Annotated in this window: 20 protein-coding genes; 12 read left to right on the top strand and 8 right to left on the bottom strand. The window is 70.1% G+C overall.

Annotation, left to right across the window (positions count from 1 at the left end):
• Window positions 1-21 precede the first annotated feature (21 nt).
• The gene (locus JJL56_RS25800) at window positions 22-1017 is read right to left on the bottom strand and encodes a beta-ribofuranosylaminobenzene 5'-phosphate synthase family protein (RefSeq protein ID WP_200486826.1); all 996 of its coding nucleotides are present in this window, start codon (window positions 1015-1017) and stop codon (window positions 22-24) included.
• 133 nt (window positions 1018-1150) lie between these two features.
• On the opposite strand from JJL56_RS25800, the gene JJL56_RS25795 reads away from it, so the two are divergent.
• The 11 genes from JJL56_RS25795 (at window position 1151) to JJL56_RS25745 (ending at window position 10951) form a co-directional block, all read left to right on the top strand.
• Window positions 1151-1528 (top strand): 4a-hydroxytetrahydrobiopterin dehydratase, encoded by a 378-nt coding sequence (locus tag JJL56_RS25795; protein WP_200486825.1) that lies wholly within the window; start codon window positions 1151-1153, stop codon window positions 1526-1528.
• A 4-nt stretch (window positions 1529-1532) separates the two neighbouring features.
• Window positions 1533-2834, top strand: a complete 1302-nt coding sequence (locus JJL56_RS25790) for a formylmethanofuran dehydrogenase (RefSeq protein ID WP_200486824.1) — start codon at window positions 1533-1535, stop codon at window positions 2832-2834.
• Window positions 2828-4477: a formylmethanofuran dehydrogenase subunit A gene (locus tag JJL56_RS25785; RefSeq protein WP_200486823.1), complete on the top strand. Its 1650-nt coding sequence runs from the start codon at window positions 2828-2830 to the stop codon at window positions 4475-4477. Before JJL56_RS25790 ends, JJL56_RS25785 begins: the two co-directional genes overlap by 7 nt.
• Before the next feature lie 13 nt (window positions 4478-4490).
• Window positions 4491-5390, top strand: a complete 900-nt coding sequence (fhcD, locus tag JJL56_RS25780; protein ID WP_145627786.1) for a formylmethanofuran--tetrahydromethanopterin N-formyltransferase — start codon at window positions 4491-4493, stop codon at window positions 5388-5390.
• Window positions 5387-6211, top strand: a complete 825-nt coding sequence (locus JJL56_RS25775) for a formylmethanofuran dehydrogenase subunit C (protein WP_145627788.1) — start codon at window positions 5387-5389, stop codon at window positions 6209-6211. Before fhcD ends, JJL56_RS25775 begins: the two co-directional genes overlap by 4 nt.
• Before the next feature lie 13 nt (window positions 6212-6224).
• Window positions 6225-7415, top strand: coding sequence for an ABC transporter substrate-binding protein (locus JJL56_RS25770; protein ID WP_200486822.1), 1191 nt, complete (start codon window positions 6225-6227; stop codon window positions 7413-7415).
• 39 nt (window positions 7416-7454) lie between these two features.
• Window positions 7455-8435 (top strand): PQQ-dependent catabolism-associated beta-propeller protein, encoded by a 981-nt coding sequence (locus tag JJL56_RS25765; protein ID WP_247890276.1) that lies wholly within the window; start codon window positions 7455-7457, stop codon window positions 8433-8435.
• Between the two features lie 163 nt (window positions 8436-8598).
• The gene (locus JJL56_RS25760) at window positions 8599-9393 is read left to right on the top strand and encodes an ABC transporter ATP-binding protein (protein WP_186453021.1); all 795 of its coding nucleotides are present in this window, start codon (window positions 8599-8601) and stop codon (window positions 9391-9393) included.
• The gene (locus tag JJL56_RS25755) at window positions 9390-10205 is read left to right on the top strand and encodes an ABC transporter permease (RefSeq protein ID WP_145627792.1); all 816 of its coding nucleotides are present in this window, start codon (window positions 9390-9392) and stop codon (window positions 10203-10205) included. The genes JJL56_RS25760 and JJL56_RS25755 overlap by 4 nt, the downstream gene beginning before the upstream one ends.
• 94 nt (window positions 10206-10299) lie before the next feature.
• Window positions 10300-10482: a hypothetical protein gene (locus tag JJL56_RS25750; RefSeq protein WP_145627794.1), complete on the top strand. Its 183-nt coding sequence runs from the start codon at window positions 10300-10302 to the stop codon at window positions 10480-10482.
• A 52-nt stretch (window positions 10483-10534) separates the two neighbouring features.
• On the top strand, window positions 10535-10951 hold the full coding sequence (locus JJL56_RS25745; RefSeq protein WP_200486820.1) for a hypothetical protein: 417 nt from the start codon (window positions 10535-10537) through the stop codon (window positions 10949-10951).
• A 12-nt stretch (window positions 10952-10963) separates the two neighbouring features.
• Here the strand turns inward: JJL56_RS25745 and JJL56_RS25740 are convergent, their stop codons facing one another.
• From JJL56_RS25740 to JJL56_RS25715, 6 genes are all read right to left on the bottom strand, one after another.
• Window positions 10964-11668 (bottom strand): (5-formylfuran-3-yl)methyl phosphate synthase, encoded by a 705-nt coding sequence (locus JJL56_RS25740; RefSeq protein ID WP_145627797.1) that lies wholly within the window; start codon window positions 11666-11668, stop codon window positions 10964-10966.
• A complete protein-coding gene (locus tag JJL56_RS25735) occupies window positions 11665-12243 on the bottom strand; it encodes a DUF447 domain-containing protein (RefSeq protein ID WP_200486819.1) in 579 nt (192 codons plus the stop codon). The genes JJL56_RS25740 and JJL56_RS25735 overlap by 4 nt, the downstream gene beginning before the upstream one ends.
• Window positions 12240-13604, bottom strand: a complete 1365-nt coding sequence (locus JJL56_RS25730) for a DUF6513 domain-containing protein (protein ID WP_200486818.1) — start codon at window positions 13602-13604, stop codon at window positions 12240-12242. The genes JJL56_RS25735 and JJL56_RS25730 overlap by 4 nt, the downstream gene beginning before the upstream one ends.
• Complete coding sequence (locus JJL56_RS25725; protein WP_200486817.1) at window positions 13597-14238, bottom strand: amino acid kinase family protein; 642 nt, start codon at window positions 14236-14238, stop codon at window positions 13597-13599. Before JJL56_RS25725 ends, JJL56_RS25730 begins: the two co-directional genes overlap by 8 nt.
• Window positions 14235-14681, bottom strand: coding sequence for a dihydroneopterin aldolase (locus JJL56_RS25720; protein WP_145627803.1), 447 nt, complete (start codon window positions 14679-14681; stop codon window positions 14235-14237). Before JJL56_RS25720 ends, JJL56_RS25725 begins: the two co-directional genes overlap by 4 nt.
• Before the next feature lie 63 nt (window positions 14682-14744).
• Entirely contained in the window at window positions 14745-15266 is a 522-nt protein-coding gene (locus JJL56_RS25715) for a DUF3280 domain-containing protein (RefSeq protein ID WP_200486816.1), read from the bottom strand.
• Window positions 15267-15315: 49 nt separating this feature from the next.
• Here JJL56_RS25715 and JJL56_RS25710 point away from each other — a divergent pair, with 49 nt between their 5' ends.
• Window positions 15316-15930: a hypothetical protein gene (locus tag JJL56_RS25710; protein WP_200486815.1), complete on the top strand. Its 615-nt coding sequence runs from the start codon at window positions 15316-15318 to the stop codon at window positions 15928-15930.
• A gap of 45 nt (window positions 15931-15975) precedes the next feature.
• Here the strand turns inward: JJL56_RS25710 and JJL56_RS25705 are convergent, their stop codons facing one another.
• A complete protein-coding gene (locus JJL56_RS25705) occupies window positions 15976-17292 on the bottom strand; it encodes a quinoprotein dehydrogenase-associated putative ABC transporter substrate-binding protein (RefSeq protein WP_247891251.1) in 1317 nt (438 codons plus the stop codon).
• Window positions 17293-17305 lie beyond the last annotated feature (13 nt).

Raw genomic sequence — 17305 nt, 5'->3', positions numbered from 1 at the left:
CCGCTTGGCTCGGGTGTGGGGTCAGGAGGCCCGCAGCACCACCCGGTCGGTGGTAAATTCCAACGTCGCGCCGTCGTTGCGGCCACGGGCCAGATGAAAGTCCAGCGCGGACCCCGCCCATCGGCGCCGTGCCTCCGCCAATAGGGCTTCGGCCCGCCGGGCGTCGCCGACGATGGCGAAGCCGGTCGGCCCCCAGGACGTCTGGCCGACGCCGGGAATGCCCTCGGTCTCCAGCCACGCCAGCGCGTCGGCCACCAGGGGGCTGGTGAAGCGCCCGCCCTGGACCGGGGCGAAATGATCGCCCACCGTGCGTTGCAGCTCGCCCACCGCCTGCCCGAAGCGGTCTGCATCGCCCTCGATCAGGGCCGGAAGCGCCGCCATGACGATCAGGCGGCAGAGATGCCCGGCCCGCTCCGCCGGAAAGGGCGGCAGCGCCTTGAAGGCCTGCAACTCGGCGGTGCCGTGCAACCCCTGGCCGTCGCGGTGCAGGATCAGCAGGACGCGCCAGGAGTCCGGAAAGGGCAGACGCGCGACGATGGGTGGCGGCGCGTCGTCCGGCCCCCGGCCGCCGTCGAGGATGACGCCGCCATTCTCGAAGGCGCCGATCCCGATGCCGGAGCGGGCGCCGCGCTCAAGCTCCGCGGCGAGGCGGCGCACCGTCGAGGGCCGGCCGTGCAGATGCGCGAGCGCGGTGCCGACCGCCAGACCGAGCTGGGTGCCGGACCCCAGCCCGACATGCTCGGGAATGGCTTCCTCCACCGTCAGTTCGGCGCGGGCGGGCCAGCGGAAACGGTCGCAGACCGCCCTTGCGGCCTTCAACGCGCGCTCCGCCGATGGGCCGCTCGCGCAGAGGCGGTCGGACGGGCGCGCGCGGAGGGTCGTCGCCATCCCGTCGAGCGTCAGCCCCAGACTGCCGAAGCGGCGGCCCAGACCGCCGTTCATGTCGAGAAAACCCAGATGCAGTCTCGCAGGCGCCGTGACCCGCACCTCCCTGACTTCGTCGACGCCGAGTGGCATGAGGACCTCACTCGCTTAAGGAAAGTTGCGTCGTTCTTTTGGTCATGATAATCTTGCGTTAAAAAAAGACCCCGATCCAATAGTATATACCTCTTCGGGGTGAGGACTGTTCGGTCACTTCGGGGAGGAAGACATGACCGCGGTTCAGGAAACCACCTATTCCGATACGGAAATCGTTGAGCGACTGCAGCAAATATTGCCGCGGTGGCGGTTCGAGGACGGCTGGATTCGGCGTAAGTACAAGACGAACAGTTGGAAGGGCACCCTGATGGTGATCAACGCGGTCGGCCATCTGGCCGAGGCCGCGTGGCATCACCCGGACCTCACCGCCTCCTACGCCTGGGTCGAGGTGCGGCTGAAGACCCACACCGCCAAGGGCATCACCGACAAGGATTTCGAACTCGCCCGCAAGATCGAGGAGGTCGTCCAATGGCAGCCCGCCCGCGACGGCGGCGCGCTGGAGGGGACGCCCAAGGGCGATCCGCGCTTCGCCTACATCAAATACGACTGACGGCATGGCGAGCGACCGGCCACCCCATTCCGTTGCCCGCCCCGTCGTCCATCGTGACGTCGTGTGCCCGTTCTGCGGCCTCGGCTGCGACGACCTGACCGTCGAGGAGGAGCCGCCTGCGACGCTGGCGGTGCGCTCCACCGACTGCCCGGTGGCGCTCGAGCGCTTTTCCCGCACGCTGGCGGCCGAACCGCCGCGCGTCGCGGGCGTCCCGGTGCCGCTGGCGGAGGCGGTGGACGCCGCCGCCGCAGTGCTGGGCGCGGCGCAAGCGCCTCTGGTTGCCGGGCTCGGCACCGACGTCGAAGGGGCGCGGTCCGCCCTGGCACTCGCCGGGCGACTGGGGGCGGTGGTCGATCACGCGCTGTCCGACGGGCTGTACCGCAATCTGGCGGTGCTCCAGCGCACGGGCTGGATCGCGACGACCCTGGCCGAGCTGCGCAACCGCTGCGATCTGCTGCTGGTGGCCGGACCGGACCCGGCGGCGCTTCATCCGCGCCTCTTCGAGCGCTGGGTGGCGCCCGCGCCGGCTTTTCAGACGCCGCCATCGCGGGAGGTCGTGTTCCTGTGCGGCGAACCGCTGGACACCACGCGGGCCGCGCTCTCGGGTCTTCCCGTTACGGTGCTGGCCGGTGACCCTGCGAAGAGTGGGGACGCGGCGGCGGCGCTGGCCGCGGCCTTGCCCGATCCGTCCCGCGCTTCGGGAGCCGCCGGCATCGCGGCCGGCGATATCGCCGCCCTGGCGGAGCGGTTGGTGACGGCGCGCTACGCGGTCGTGGCCTGGTCCGCCGCCGCCTTCGACGGGCCGCACGCCGACCTGACGGTCGAGCGGCTGGTCCGCCTCGTGCGCGACGCGAACCGCCACACCCGATGCGCCGGCCTGCCGTTGGCCGGGCACGACAATGTGATCGGGGTCAATCAGGTCTGCACGTGGCGCTTTGGAGTGCCGCTGCGCACGTCCCTCGCCGGAGGGATACCGCTGCACGATCCCCACCGCTTCGACTGGGCGCGTTACATGGCCGTGGCGGACGCCGTCGTCTGGGTGTCCGCCTTCCGACCGGAGGTGCCGGCCTTTCCCGCGGGGCAGACCGTCGTCGCGCTGGCCCCTCCGGGAACCGCCTTTGCCGACGAACCGGCGGTGTTCATTCCCGTCGGAACGCCGGGCATCGACCACCCGGCCCATGTCTTCCGCAGCGACACGGTGGTCGCCCTGCGCGCGCGCGGGCTCATCGACCGCAACCTGCCGGACGCCGCGACCGTGCTGAAGGCCATCGCCGCCGCCCTGCCGCAGGAGGGCCTGCCATGCTGATGAAGCTCGCCGGGGGGCGCCTTTACGACCCCGCCAACGGCCGTGACGGCGCGGTGGGCGACCTGTTCGTCCGGGACGGGCGGATCGTCGCCGATCCCGGACCCGGCGCCGCGCCGGACGAGGTCCACGACCTGTCCGGGCGGGTCGTGATGGCCGGCGCCATCGACATCCACAGCCACATCGCCGGCGGAAAGGTCAACATCGCGCGCCTGCTGATGGCGGAGGAGCATCGCGCGGCGGAAGGGGCTTGCGGCTGCGGCGTTGGCCTCGCCACCCCCTCCACCCACGCCACGGGTTGCCGCTACGCCCAGATGGGCTACACGGCGGCCTTCGAGCCGGCGATGCTGCCGAGCAATGCCCGCCACGCGCATCTGGAGATGGCGGACATCCCGCTGATCGACACCGGCGGCTATCTGGTGCTGGGCAACGACGACCTGCTGCTGGAGCTTCTCGCCTCCGGCGCCGGGGAGGAGGCGGTGGCCGATTACGTCGGCTTCATGCTGAACGCCACGCGCAGCCTCGCCGTAAAAGCGGTGAATCCCGGCGGCATCAACGCCTTCAAATACAACCTGCGGCGTCTCGACGTGGACGAGAACGGCCCGTTCCACGCCATCACGCCGCGCCGCATCCTCACCGCCCTGGCGGGGGCGGTGCAGCGGCTGGGCATCCCGCACCCGCTTCATCTGCACGGATTCAACCTCGGCGTGCCGGGCAACGTCGAGGCGACGCTCGACAGCATCGCGGCGGTCGATGGCCTGCGGCTTCACCTTACTCACGTCCAGTTCCACGCCTATGGCGCCGAGGGCGACCGGAAATTCTCCTCCGCCGCGGCGCGGGTGGCCGAGGCGGTCAACCACCGGCCCAACATCTCGGTGGATGTCGGGCAGATCATGTTCGGCCAGACGGTGACCGCGTCGGCCGACACCATGGCCCAGATGAACAACGCCGGGCTCGCTCACCCGAAGAAATGGGTGATGATGGACATCGAATGCGACGCCGGCTGCGGCGTCGTGCCCTTCCGCTACCGTGACAAGGCCTTCGTCAACGCGCTGCAATGGGCGATCGGGCTGGAGCTGTTCCTGCTGATCGAGGACCCCTGGCGCGTCTTCCTCACCACCGACCACCCGAACGGCGCGCCCTTCACCAGCTATCCCGAGCTGATCCGCCTGCTGATGGACCGCGATTACCGCCTCGCCCGGCTGGCGGAGCTGCACCCGGCGTTGCCGGAACACACCATCCTGGGGTCGCTGACGCGCGAGTATTCGCTGGGCGAGATCGCCACGATGACCCGCGCCGCCCCAGCGCGCATCCTGGGCCTGACCGACCGCGGCCATCTCGGGCCGGGGGCGGTCGCCGACATCACCGTCTACACCGACCGGCCGGACCGTCGCGCCATGTTCGAGAAACCGGACCTCGTCTTCAAGGACGGCCGGCTGATCGTCCGCGACGGCGTGGTGGTGGCGTTCCTACAGGGGCGCACGCATGTGGTGGAGCCCGCCTACGACCCGACGATCGAAGCCTGGATGGCGCGCCGCTTCGACGAGCGCATGGGCCAGCGGCTGACGCATTTCCGCATCGCGGAGGAGGAGATCCGCGGTGGCACCGGCCTGATCCGCCACGCCTGTCAGCCCGGATCATTTTGATGGGGGCGTACTGATGCGGCTCAACGGCGTCCACATCGAGGACACCTTCGCCGAAGCCTTCCCCATGCTCGGCACGCGGCTGGTGATCACCGCCGACACCCCGGCCTGGGTCCAGGCGGCTGTGGTCAGCATGACGGGCTTCGCCACCTCGGTGATCGCCTGCGGCTGCGAGGCGGCGATGGAGCGCGCGCTGCCGCCCGGCGAGACGCCGGACTCCCGGCCCGGCGCCGCGGTGCTGCTGTTCGCCATGTCGAAAGCGGAACTGGCGAAGCAGGTGGCGCGCCGCGTCGGGCAGTGCGTGATGACCTGCCCCGGAACGGCCTGCTACGCGGGGCTGCGGGACGGCCCGACAATCCCGCTCGGCAACGCGCTGCGCTACTTCGGTGACGGCTGGCAGATTGCCAAGCGTGTCGGAATCCGCCGCTATTGGCGCATCCCGGTGATGGACGGCGAGTTCCTGTGCGAGGCGGCCACCGGGACGGTGGACGGCGTCGGCGGTGGCAACTTCATCATCCTGGCAGCCGATCGCCGCTCCGGTTTGGCGGCGGCGCAGGCCGCGGTCCTGGCGATCCGCGAGGTGCCGGGGGCGATCCTGCCCTTTCCGGGCGGGGTGGTCCGCTCCGGCTCCAAGATCGGCGGCAAGTACAAGGGCATGATCGCTTCCACCAACACCGCCTTCTGCCCGACGCTGCGGGCGGCGGTGCCCGCATCGCTGGTGCCGGAGGGGGTGGAATCCATCCTCGAACTGGTCATCGACGGGGTGAGCGAAGCGGCGGTCGCCGCCACCATGCGCGCGGGCATCGCCGCCGTGGCGGACCTCGGCGCCGCCGGTGGCGTGGTGTCGGTCACCGCCGGCAATTACGGCGGCAAGCTCGGCCGCTACCAGTTCCGCCTGCACGAGGTGATGGCATGAGCGGCATCGTCCTCACCATCCGAGACCCCGCCGGTCCGCCCATCGACATGACGGGCGTCCTGCCCGAACGGCTGATCGAGGGCGGACGGGAGGCGCTGGCGGGGCTGATGCCGGTCCGTGGGCGGGGGCGTCACCGGTTGGACGCGCTGTTCACGCTGGAGGACGGCGGCCCTCCCGGTACCCTGATCCTGCGTCCCGGCGGCGCGGTGCTCGACGGGGTGGGGACGGGCATGACCAGCGGGAATCTCCGGGTCGAGGGGGAGTGCGGTGCCTATGCCGGCAGCGCCATGCGCGGCGGCGCGCTGACCGTCGCGGGGAACTGCGGTGCCTTCGCCGCCGCTGGGATGGTCGGCGGGAACCTGCGCGTCGCGGGCGATGCCGGCGATTTCCTGGGGGCGCCGCTGGCCGGCGGCACGCGCGGCATGAGCGGCGGCTTCGTCGTCGTCATGGGGAACGCCGGCGACCGCGTCGGCGAGCGGATGCGTCGTGGCCTGATCGCCGTCCATGGTCGGGTGGGGAGCCTGTGCGGCGCCCGGATGATCGCCGGGACCATCGTCGTCGGCGACAGTTGCGGTCCCGATCCGGGGCAGGCCATGCGCCGCGGCTCCATCCTGCTGTCGCGGGAGCCGGAGGCCGTTCCGTCCGGCTTCGTCGATGGCGGCATGAACGACTGGCTGTTTCTGGAACTGATGCGGAAGGAGCTGATCGATGGCGGGGCATGGCCCAGTGGATATCCAGCCGCCGGAACCCGTGCCCGGCGCCTTATCGGCGACCGGTCGGCCGGAGGGATCGGAGAGGTGCTTATCCTGTCAGAAGGGTAGCGGGCGCCCTCCCGTGAGCCGGGCCGCCGCCCTTCTGTCCGTCGCCGCCGCGCTCCTGTTCGGGGCACCGGCGTGGGGCGCCGATCCGCTGGAGGTCCGCATCGGCTATCTGACCCGCGCGGAGGAGCCGCAGATTCCCCAGACCTTCCTCGAGCCGGTGTCGGAGGACGAGGGCGTCCAGGGCGCCCGCCTCGCCATCGCCGACAACAACACGACCGGGCGGTTCCTCAACCAGCGCTTCGATCTGGTCGAGGTGACGGTGCCGGAAGACGGGCGCGTCGAGGACGCCGTGCGCGACCTTGCCGGACAGGGCATCCGCCTGCTCGTCGCCGACCTGAAGGAGGACGCCCTGCTCGCCGCTGCGGCGGCGCCCGAGGCGGGCGACATGCTGATCTTCAACACCCGCGCCCCGGACGACGATCTGCGCAACGAGCGCTGCCGCGCCAACCTGCTGCACGTCACGCCCAGCCGGCGGATGCAGGCCGACGCGCTGGCCCAGTATCTCGCGTCGCGGAAATGGATGAACTGGCTGCTGGTGGTCGGGCGGACGCCGCAGGACGTCGCCTACGCCGACGCGATCCGCGCCGCCGCCAAGCGCTACCGCGCCAAAATCGTCGAGGAAAAGCGCTGGACCTTCGAGGACGCGAACCGCCGCGTCGACACCGGCCACGTCACCGTCCAGTCGGAAATCCTCACCTTCACCCAGGGCACCGAGCACGACGTGCTGGTCGTCGCCGACGAGGCGGACGGGTTCGGCGAGTATCTGCTGTATCAGACGTGGCTGCCCCGCCCGGTCGTCGGTACCCACGGGCTCGTCCCGACCGCGTGGTCGCGCGTGCACGAGCAGTGGGGGGCGACGCAGATCCACAGCCGCTTCGAACGGCAGGCCGGGCGCTGGATGCGTCCGCGCGACTACACCGCCTGGATGGCCGTCCGCGCCGTGGGCGAGGCGGCGACGCGCACTAAGTCCGCCGACCCCGCGGCGCTTGCCGCCTTCGTGCGCGGCCCGGATTTCGCCCTGCCGGCCTTCAAGGGGCAGGGGCTGACCTTCCGCGACTGGGACGGACAGCTTCGGCAGCCGGTGCTGCTGGCCGGGCCGCGGGTGCTCGTCTCGGTGTCGCCGCAGCCGGGCTACCTGCACCAGTTCTCGGAACTCGACACGCTCGGCGACGACCGCCCGGAAAGCCGGTGCCGCAACCGCTGAGAAAAGCCCCGGCAGGGGGCAACCATGGGAGGGACCATCATGTCGTTAACCGGAGGAGCCGCCCGGATCGGCGCTTTAGCGCTGCTGGGCTTCGTCATCGCCCCGTCCGCGCAGGCGGACACCATCTTCGTGTCGAACGAGAAGAGCAACACCGTCTCGGTGGTGGACGGCGGCAAGCTGCAGGTGGTCGCCACGATCAAGGTCGGGCGCCGGCCGCGCGGCATCACCTTCAACGAGGACATGACGCGGATCTTCGTCTGCGTCGGCGACGACAACCGGATCGACGTCATCGACGTGGCGACCCAGAAGGTCGTCGACCGGCTCCCGTCCGGCCCCGATCCGGAGCTGTTCGTCCTGGACCCGCAGGGGCACCGGCTCTACGTCGCCAACGAGGACGACAACATGGTCTCGGTGGTGGACATCGCCAGCAAGAAGATCATCGGCGAGATCCAGGTGGGGGTGGAGCCGGAGGGCATGGGCGTCAGCCCGGACGGCAAGATCCTGGTGAACACGTCCGAGACGACGAACATGGCGCATTTCATCGACACGGACTCCCACAAGATCATCGACAACGTGCTGGTCGATGCGCGCCCCCGCGTCGCCCAGTTCACCGGGGACGGGCGGTTCGTCTGGGTGTCGTCGGAGGTCGGCGGGACGGTTAGCGTCATCGACGCGGCCTCGCGCAAGCTCGTCCACAAGATCAGCTTCGCGGTCCAGGGCGTGCCGCGCGAGTCCATCCAGCCGGTCGGCATCCAGTTGACCAGCGACGGGCAGCGGGCCTTCGTCGCCCTCGGTCCGGCCAACCGGGTCGCCGAGATCGACGCCAAGACCTATGAGGTGAAGCGCTACCACCTCGTCGGCCAGCGCGTGTGGAATCTGGCGCTGTCGCCGGACGAGAAGCGCCTCTACACGACGAACGGCGTCAGCAACGACATGTCGGTGATGGACCTGGAGCGCGGCCGGGTCGTGAAGTCGATCTCGGTCGGCGGCGCGCCCTGGGGCGTGATCGTCAAGCCGTGACGTCATAGCCCTCTCCCCTCTGGGGAGAGGGTGGCCCGAAGGGCCGGTGAGGGGTGTGTGTGTGGCGTAAGGTCCGGCACACGCGCAACCCCCCTCACCCTAACCCTCTCCCCGGAGGGGAGAGGGGATTTCACAGGTGGTTGCTCCCGGCGATGGAGACGACATGGATTGCTTCGAAACCGCGCCTCCCGAACCGCGTGCCATTCCCGGCGGCGCCCCGGCGGACCCCATCCTGGCGGTCGAGGGGCTGAGCCACAGCTTCGGGGCGCGGGTGGCGCTGGACGGCGTGTCGTTCGGCGTTCCCGCGGGGCGGTTCACCGTGCTGCTGGGGCTCAACGGCGCCGGCAAGACGACGCTCTTCTCCCTGATCACGCGCATCTACAACACCCGCCGGGGAAGCATCCGGGTCTTCGGCTTCGACATGCGCCGGCACCCGGCCCAGGCGCTGGCCCGCATCGGCGTGGTGTTCCAGCAGCCGACGCTCGACCCGGACCTGACCGTCATTCAGAATCTGCGCTATCACGGCGGGCTGCACGGTCTGGCCTCCGCCGACATCGAGGCGCGGGCGGGGGAGGAACTGGCCCGTATCGGCTTGGCCGAGCGCGCGGACGAGCGCGTGCGCACCCTGTCCGGCGGGCAGCGGCGGCGGGTGGAGATCGCCCGCGCGCTGCTGCACCGACCGAGCCTTCTGCTGCTGGACGAACCGACCGTCGGGCTCGACATCGAACTGCGCCGGCAGGTGCTCGACCATGTGCATGACCTCTGCCGGGAACGGGGATTGGCCGTGCTCTGGGCGACCCACCTGATCGACGAGGCGCGCGACGGGGACGGCGTCGTGGTGCTGCACGGTGGGCGCGTGCTGGCGAGCGGGCTGGTGGAGGAACTGCGCGCCGCCGCTGGCGTCGCGACGCTGGGCGACGCTTTCGCCCGCCTGACGGAGAAGAAGGTGCGGCAATGAACGCGACGCTCTACTGGCGCTGCCTGCGCGCGGTCATCGTCCGCGAGGGGCTGCGCTTCGTGCACCAGCGCGAGCGGTTCTTCGCCGCCCTGGTGCGGCCTCTGGTCTGGCTGGGCATCTTCGCGGTGGGCTTCCGGGCGGTGCTCGGCCTGTCGATTATCCCGCCCTACGAGACCTACATCCTCTATGAGGACTACGTGACGCCGGGGCTGGTGGGGATGATCCAGCTCTTCAACGGGATGCAGAGTTCGCTGTCCATGGTCTACGACCGGGAGATGGGCAGCATGAAGACCCTGCTGGTCAGCCCGCTGCCGCGCTGGTACCTGCTGGTCTGCAAGCTGCTGGCCGGCGTTCTGGTGTCGATCGCCCAGGTCTATGTCTTCTTCGCCATCGCCTGGTTCTGGGGCGTCCAGCCGCCGGAACTCGGCTATCTCGCGGTGCTGCCGGCGCTGGTGCTGAGCGGGCTGATGCTGGGCGCGCTCGGCCTTTTGCTGTCCTCCTTCATCAGGCAGCTGGAGAATTTCGCGGGCGTGATGAACTTCGTCATCTTCCCGATGTTCTTCGCCTCCTCCGCGCTGTATCCGCTGTGGCGCATCCGTGAGGGCAGCCCGACGCTCGCCTGGATCGCTGGGATCAACCCCTTCACGCAGGCCGTCGAGCTGATCCGCTTCGCTCTGTATCTGCAGTTCAACGGCACGGCGTTCCTCGCCGTCACCGCCTGCCTTGTGCTGTTCCTGGGGGCGGCGATCCTCGCCTACGATCCCGGGCGAGGCTTTTGGGTCCGCCGCGGCGGACCGGCGGAACAGGGATGACGGGACAGACGGAACCGCCCCCGGCGACCTCCGGTTGATGGAGCAGACGACCGTCCGGTCATCCCGCCGGGCGGGGTCGGGTGGAGGAAACGTCATGACGGGAAATTCCGACAAGGCTCAGGACCAGCCGCGTGGCGAGAAGAGCGTTCTCGGCAGCGAGCAGGAATTCAAGAAGGACCAACCGCAGGACGCCGGGCGGGACGAGCGGGCGAAGGAGGACATCGGCCGCATGGGCGAAGCGTCCCGCCAGAACCGCAGCACGAAGGACGCGGGTTAGAGGCGCCCGATCGTCCCCAGATTCGTCAAACATCATCCCGGAGGACAGGTCCATGAAACATTTGCACATCCTGGCCGGTGCGTCTCTGCTGGCCTTTGCGTCGGCCGCGGCGTCGGTTCCGGCGTCGGCCCAAACCACGGGCGGCGCGACGCCTCAAGGCTCCGGAAGCCAAAGCTCCAGCCCATCGACCGGCGCTCTGCCGGACAACTCCCTGGCCGGGCAGCGGCAGGGCACCGTCGGCGGCGGAGTCACTCAAGGCGGCGGACAAAGCGGTACGTCCGGCACCTCCATGCCTGACTCGCCGGCGTCCGGTGCGGCGTCCGGTGCGGCGGGCGGTTCCACGAGCGGCACCGGGGCGCTGCCGGACAACTCCCTGGCCGGGCAGCGGCAGGGCACCATAGGCGGTGGCTCGGTATCGCAGGGCGGCAACGCCACCTCCCAGCCGCCGAAGCAGGGTTCCGGGCAGTAGCGGAGCGCGCGTTCAACCGGTGAGGGGCTGTTCCGGGACGGCGTCGCGGACCGCTGCCAGCGCGGCCGAGTCCAGCGCGCCGCCCCGGTTTCCGTCGGCGCACAGGGCCGTGCGGAAGCCGAGATAATCGGGTGCGAGCGGCAGCAATGTCGGAATGTCGTCCAGGCGCAGTGAGCCGGCGAGCCCGGTGAGCAGGCCGAAGCCGCGCGCCTGTGAGAGGAAACGCGCCAACTTGTCCCTCGTCTTGTGCCGCAGCAACCCGCCCGTGCCCTTGCCGGCGGTGTCGAGCATGGCCCCGGCGAAGCCGGCTTGCGCAAGGTCGGGAAGCAGGCGATTGGCATCGGTCCAGAGATCGGCGAACAGCACGGCGACGATGCGGGTACCCCGTTGCGCTTCGGGCGCCAACGCGGCCACGCAGGCCGCCGGGTCGCCGGACGGAAGCAGGCCGATTTTCACGTAATCGACGCCGCAGGCCCAGGTTTGGACCACGCGCTGCGACACGATTGCCGAGTCCATCGGCAGATCGCCCACCGTGGCGCTTAGCGGCGGGCGGGCGGACCATCGGTGGGCCATATTGACGGCGCTGATGATGCTGTCCAACGGCCATGCGCCGAGCGCACCGGCCTTAGGGTCCTTCAAATCAAGGATGTCCGCCCCGCCCCGTGCGGCGAGCGTCAGCTCCTCCAGGGACGCGACACTGGCGAGCAGCCGGGTCATGGCGTTTCCTCCCCGCTCGCCCGGTGTTCGGCGATGCGGTCAAGCAGCCAGCCCCACGCTTCCAACTCCACAGCGCTGGCGGTCTTGCCGATGGCGATGGACAGATACGCGATCTCCCGGTCGATTTTCTCGGGCGGCAGGAGATGCAGGCGGCTGACCAGGATCGCTCCCTCCACCACGGCGGCCTGCGCCCGGTTGAAGCCACGGAAGGGGCGGTGGGTGACAAGATGCACCGGGCGGCAATCCAGGCGGGGGCGCACGCCGTCGTCCTCCACCGCGGCCACCTCCAGTTCCTCGTGCGCCAGCGCCCCGGCGAGCACCGCTCCGCGGATGCGCTCCGCCGGGACGGTCGGCCAGTCGCGCCGCCGTCCGGTGACGCAGCCGGCGAACACCCGGACGTCGTCGGTGAAGTTCACCACCGCGCAGCGCGTGGCGAGCAGGTTGTCGAGCGTGCGCGATGGGCGGAAAGGGGCCAGCACATAGCCGGTCTCGGTCACCGTGGCTCCCATGGGGGCGATATGGATGTTGCCCGCCGCGTCGCGGCTCGTGATGATGGTTTCGCGGATGAAGGTCACGTCCGGCGTCCTCCGCCGTCCGGCGCGTTCACCGCCGCGCCCCAGCGCAACTCGTTGTCCTGGCTGTAGCGCTTGCCGAGCTGCCAGGCGATCTGCGCGCGGGCCAGCTCCACCCCGAGATAAAAGGCGTGCCCCATATCGGTGCGGGGATCGATGTGCGGGAGCAGGGCGAAGGGATCGCCGGCCACATGGTGCCCATCGCGGTTGTAGAGATGGAGCCCCTGTTCCGTCACCTCGATCCGGTAGTTCGGGTCGCGGATGCGGGCGGCGAGGTCGGCCACCTGCGCCGGCGTGCTGGTGAAGGGCTTGCGGTCGCGTAGGCAGAGCAGGGCGTCGCCGAAGTTGCGGGGCAGGGCGCCGGCCTCCGCGGCGGCGAAGAACTGACGCCGTGCCGCGTCGAACTCGCGGATGGTCCGGCGGCAATGCGGACTGACCTGCACCGTCAGGATGTGGTCGATGCGCAGTTCGGAGACGATCCCCATCAGCAGCGCTGTCATCCCCGGCGTGTCGGCGTCGGTCAGTTCGGTGACGTTGCCGACCCCCATCAGGATTTCCAGGTCGGGATGGCGCGCCCGGACCTCGCGGTAGCGAAGCAGGGAGTCGGTGAAGCCGTGATGGATCGGTTCCAGGATCGGGTCGGCGATGCAACGCCGGCCCTCGCCGCGGATCGTGTCCAGAGCCCGGTCGAGCGACGGCAGGTCGCTTGGCGTGGTGGGGATGACGATGGGCACCGCGTCGGTCTCGCGGGCGACCCAGGCGGTTTCCTCGGTCAGGCTGAGCAGGTAGGAGGCGCCCGCCGCGGCGCCGCGCAACAGCTCCCTGGGGTCGAGGGAATCGACGCTGACCGTGTGACCGGCCTCGCGCAGCGCTGTCACCGCTTCCTCCAGATGGGGAAAGGGATGGTCGGGCAATCCGCCGAGGTCGATCACGTCGGCCCCGTCCGCCGTGAAGCGGGTGGCGCGTTCCAGGATCGCCGGCACGCCGAGCAGCGGCGCCTCGACGATCTCGGCGAAGATCCTGGTGCGGTAGCGGCTGAGATCAAGCGGGGCGGCCTGACGTCGGAAGTGCTGGGGCAGGTCATCCAGCTCGTCGGGGCCGCGCTCGAAGGGCACGCCGAAATGGGCGGACAGCCGTTCGAGGTCGCCTCGGAACCGGCCCGGCAGCAGCACGAGGTCGGCACCCTCGGTCGAGGCGAGGCGGCGCAGCACGATCTCCGTCGTCGCCAGCGCCGCGACCTTGATGCCGAGATTGACCACGGTGGTGCGGAACTCCAGCGGCTCCAAGGAGGCAAGCACATGGCGTAGGCGCGGTTCGGCCAGCGTGCCGGTCAGGAACAGGACATGTTCGGGGCGCTCAGCCATCGGCGTCCTGGTGGTCGGCGGGAAGGGTAAGGTGGGTTCCACACGGGTTGCCCCGGTCCAGCGCTCTGGCGAAGCGCCGATGATCGTCCCGCGACACGCACCAGACGGCCCCGCCGAAGTGCGCCATGCGATCCGGCAAGGCCGGATCGACGACGCCTTCCGTGGCGAGCTGCGTCACGGGGGCGACGGCGTCCGGCAATGGAGTGGACTTGACGAGGACCGCGCAGGTGGCGTCGAGCGCACCGGCCAGCCAGACCGCCAGACTGTCTGACGTGACGTCCCAGCTCTCCGCCACGTCGGCATCGTCCGCGAGGGGGAGCGGCATCCAGACGGTCGGGCTCGGCCGGCCGCGCAGGTCGGCGAGGCTGCGGGCGGGTGTCAGCCGCGGCTCGAGGTCCGCCAGGGCGGTTCCGTACTGCTCCATGGCGAGCAGGGCCATGCGGTGTGCGGCGCGGTCGCCGAAGCCAAGCACCGGTTGGGCGTCGCGGACGGCGTCGGCGAAGGGACCGCCGCCGGGGACGATCACGACGCGCAGGCGTCGCGCCGCGGCCAGGATCTCCAGCCAGCGCCGCAATTCCGGGGCGCGCCAAAGGCTGCCGCCCAGCTTCACGACCCACAGCGGCGCGCTGCTCATGATCCCGCCTGCGCCCCATCCGGCCGTGCGCGCTCCCGACAGCGCTCAATGACAACGCCGACGCCGCCGGATTCCGGAACGACGTCCAGCTTCTCCACATGCACCCGCGCGCGGGTCACCTCCGGGTTGGAGAAGCACAAGGCGAGAATCCGGTCGCCGAGCGTCTCGACGAGGTTGATGTGGGCGCCGTCGCGCAGGGCGCGGATGCCGTCGATCAGGAAGTCGTAGGACAGCACCTCGTCCAGGCTGTCGGTCATCGGCCGGTCGGGCCAGGGCAGCGTCAGCGAGACGTTGATCCGGACGCGCTGCGTGCGTTCTTTCTCCTGGTCCCAGACGCCGATCCGGAACTGGTCCACATAGTCGCGCAGCGTGATGTCGTAGTACCGGACGCGGCTCGCCGCCGGGCGGTACGGCACATAGGAGAGCAAAGCGTCGTCGGCCAAGCGATCCTCCTCCCCGTGTCGGACGAAGGTTGGCTCCCCCGCCTCGGATGTCGTCAGGGCTCGTCACCGGTCGGACGGCGGTGCGGCCAGCAGGCGGTGACGCAGCAGCCAGTCGACGCCGCGCCGCCATGACCGCTCGTTGTCGCCGCGGATGTCCGCGTTCGCGACGGCGATGACCTCGCCATCTCCGGTGCCATCTCCGGTGCGGCGCATTATAATCTGCATGTTGAGGATCAGCGTGCTGATCTTATGGATGAAACCCGTCACCACGATGTCCGCGCCGGCCCGGCGCCCGAGGTCGAGTTCGCAGCCGTTGCACCGATAGAGCGACGCCGGCACCTCCGTGGCGACGGCGCTGTCGCGGACGCCGGTCACCTCGTAACCGCCGTCCTTCAGCCCGTCGCGCAGCAGCGCCGTCACCCGTTCCAGCCGTCCGGCATGGTCCGGATCGGGGGGCTCCCGGCTGGTGTCAACCAGTTCGAGATCGAAGACCAGAACCTTGGCCGGCGCCTGGGCTGCCGCCGGGGCCGCACCGCTCAGCAGCAGGAACAGGAGCGCCGTCGCGGCGAATTCCGTCGGCATCATCCGAATGCGTGGATGGGCAAGGGCGCCCGATGTCCGGCAGAATCGAATCATGCGTCACCGCTCCGCTGTCCTTGCCGCCGCGTTGCTCACCCTGGTGTCTGTCCCGGCGGGGGCGGCCGGGGGCGATCCGGACTGGCCCTGCGTCCAGATCCTCGTCCCGACCCTGTCGTCCGGCCAGATCTGGCCCGGCGACCCCATCGAGGGGAGGGAGGGGGACTGGCGCGACATTCCCGGCACCGAAGCGGTTCTGAAGCAGCTCCTCGACCGCCGGCTCGATCCCGAGCAGGAGCAGGCGGCGATCGATCGCTTCGCCGACCAACTGGAGGCCAACGGGGCGGCGGCGGACCGCAACATGGCCCTCACCGCCCTGTTCGCCGGAGCCTTCGACGCGCTCAACCAGGAGCGCAGGCAGGCCATTTCGGCCATCAAGCGCTACGCCCACCAGCAGCGCGTCCTGCTCGACAGCATCGACGCGGCGCTGACCCGTCTCCAGGCGCTTCCCGCCGACGCCTCCGAGGCGACTGCGCTGCGCGAGGAGATCGCGTGGCGGCGGCGCATCCTCGACGAGCGGCGGCGCAACCAGACGGCGCTGTGCGAGCAACCGGTCCAGTTCGAACAGAAAGCCGGCCGCATCGCGCGGGACATTGCCGCCCGCCTGGACTGAGGCCGTCTGAATTGAGGCCGCTTGGCTTGAGACGAGCCGCTCCGGTCAGTTCGACGCGCCGCCGGCGAAGGGTTCGACCGTCTCCAGCCCGTATCCCGCCTCCTGCCAGCGCATGGCGCCGTCGGAATACCAGTAGACATTGCCGTACCCCCACTCCACGGCGCGCTTGGCGGCGTTCCAGGACATCCAGCAGTCCGGCTCGCAGAAGAAGACCAGCCGGGAGGCCCGGTTTCCGCCGGTCAGCGTCTCCAACCCGGTGCGGAAGTAGCGTTCCTGCTCGCCCGACAGGCTGCCGTAGCCGACGTTGGGCAGCCAGACCGCCCCCGGCAGGCTGCGGCGGGGCGGCGGCACCCACACGGCCGGCTCCGGGCGGTCCGCCGGACGGGGCGGGGCCGGCATCACGTCGATCAGCCGCGTGTCGGGAAAATGTTCGATCAGCCGCCGCAGCTCCGCCAGGGTCACGGTGGAAGCACCGGACAGGCCGGCGGGGGTCGGGGCGCGGTACTGGTCCATCCGGTAGCCAGGCGGCTCCAGGACGGCGGCGGTCTTCAGCGCGCCGTCCGGGCCGATGAGCGGGACGTGATAGCGCAGCAGGATGCGGTCGATGTCATCCTGGCGGCGCTTGATGAAATCGTTGAGCCAGTGCTTCCACTCCGGTTCGTCGGCGCGGATGCCCATGGAGATGTTGAATTGCAGGCGGGCGGCCGCCGGCTCCTTGACCAGCGGCACGACGGTCAGCGGCTCCGTCTGCTGGGCGGCGAAATAGCCGGCGATCGGCCCCCAGATCACCGCGGCGTCGGTCTTGCCGGCGGCGACGTCCTCGATGGCGTCGCGGGCCGGGTTGTTGGCGCGCGTGTCGGTGTTGAGCTGGTAGGGCTCCGTCCGGGTGATGCCGTAGAGGCGCAGCAGGTTGACCGCGGGCGTCTTTTCGACGACGCCGATGCGGGCGTCCTTCAGGGACGGATCGCCTACGCTTTCCGCCTTGATGCCCGACTTCGTGCGGTAGACCAGGGAGTAGACCGTCCGGTAGTAGGGGTTGGTGTTCTGCATCAGCTCTTCACCGGACGCCGTGCCCATCACGAGGTCGCACTGCCGCGCGCGCAGCGTGTTGCGGACGAAGCCGATGGTCTGCGGCCACCAGTAATAGGTCACCGGCTTCTTCAGGTCCTCGCCGATGAGCCGGGCGATCTCGTTCTCGAAGCCCTCCATCCTTTCGTTGGAGTAGGGCAGGAGGTTGCCGTCGGCGCAGACGCGCACCGTCTCGCGTTCCGTCGCCTCGACGGCGCGGGCCGGCGGCGCTGCGGCGCCCGACAGCAGCGCCACGGCGATGGCGGCTATGATGAGCGCAGAAGGAATGGCCATGAAGGGTCCTCCT

Origin of the sequence: Azospirillum aestuarii, assembly GCF_016632405.1 — a bacterium.
GTDB lineage: Bacteria > Pseudomonadota > Alphaproteobacteria > Azospirillales > Azospirillaceae > Azospirillum > Azospirillum aestuarii.
Note: the sequence above shows the minus strand (reverse complement) of the source record. Positions and strands in the feature narration are given on the sequence as shown.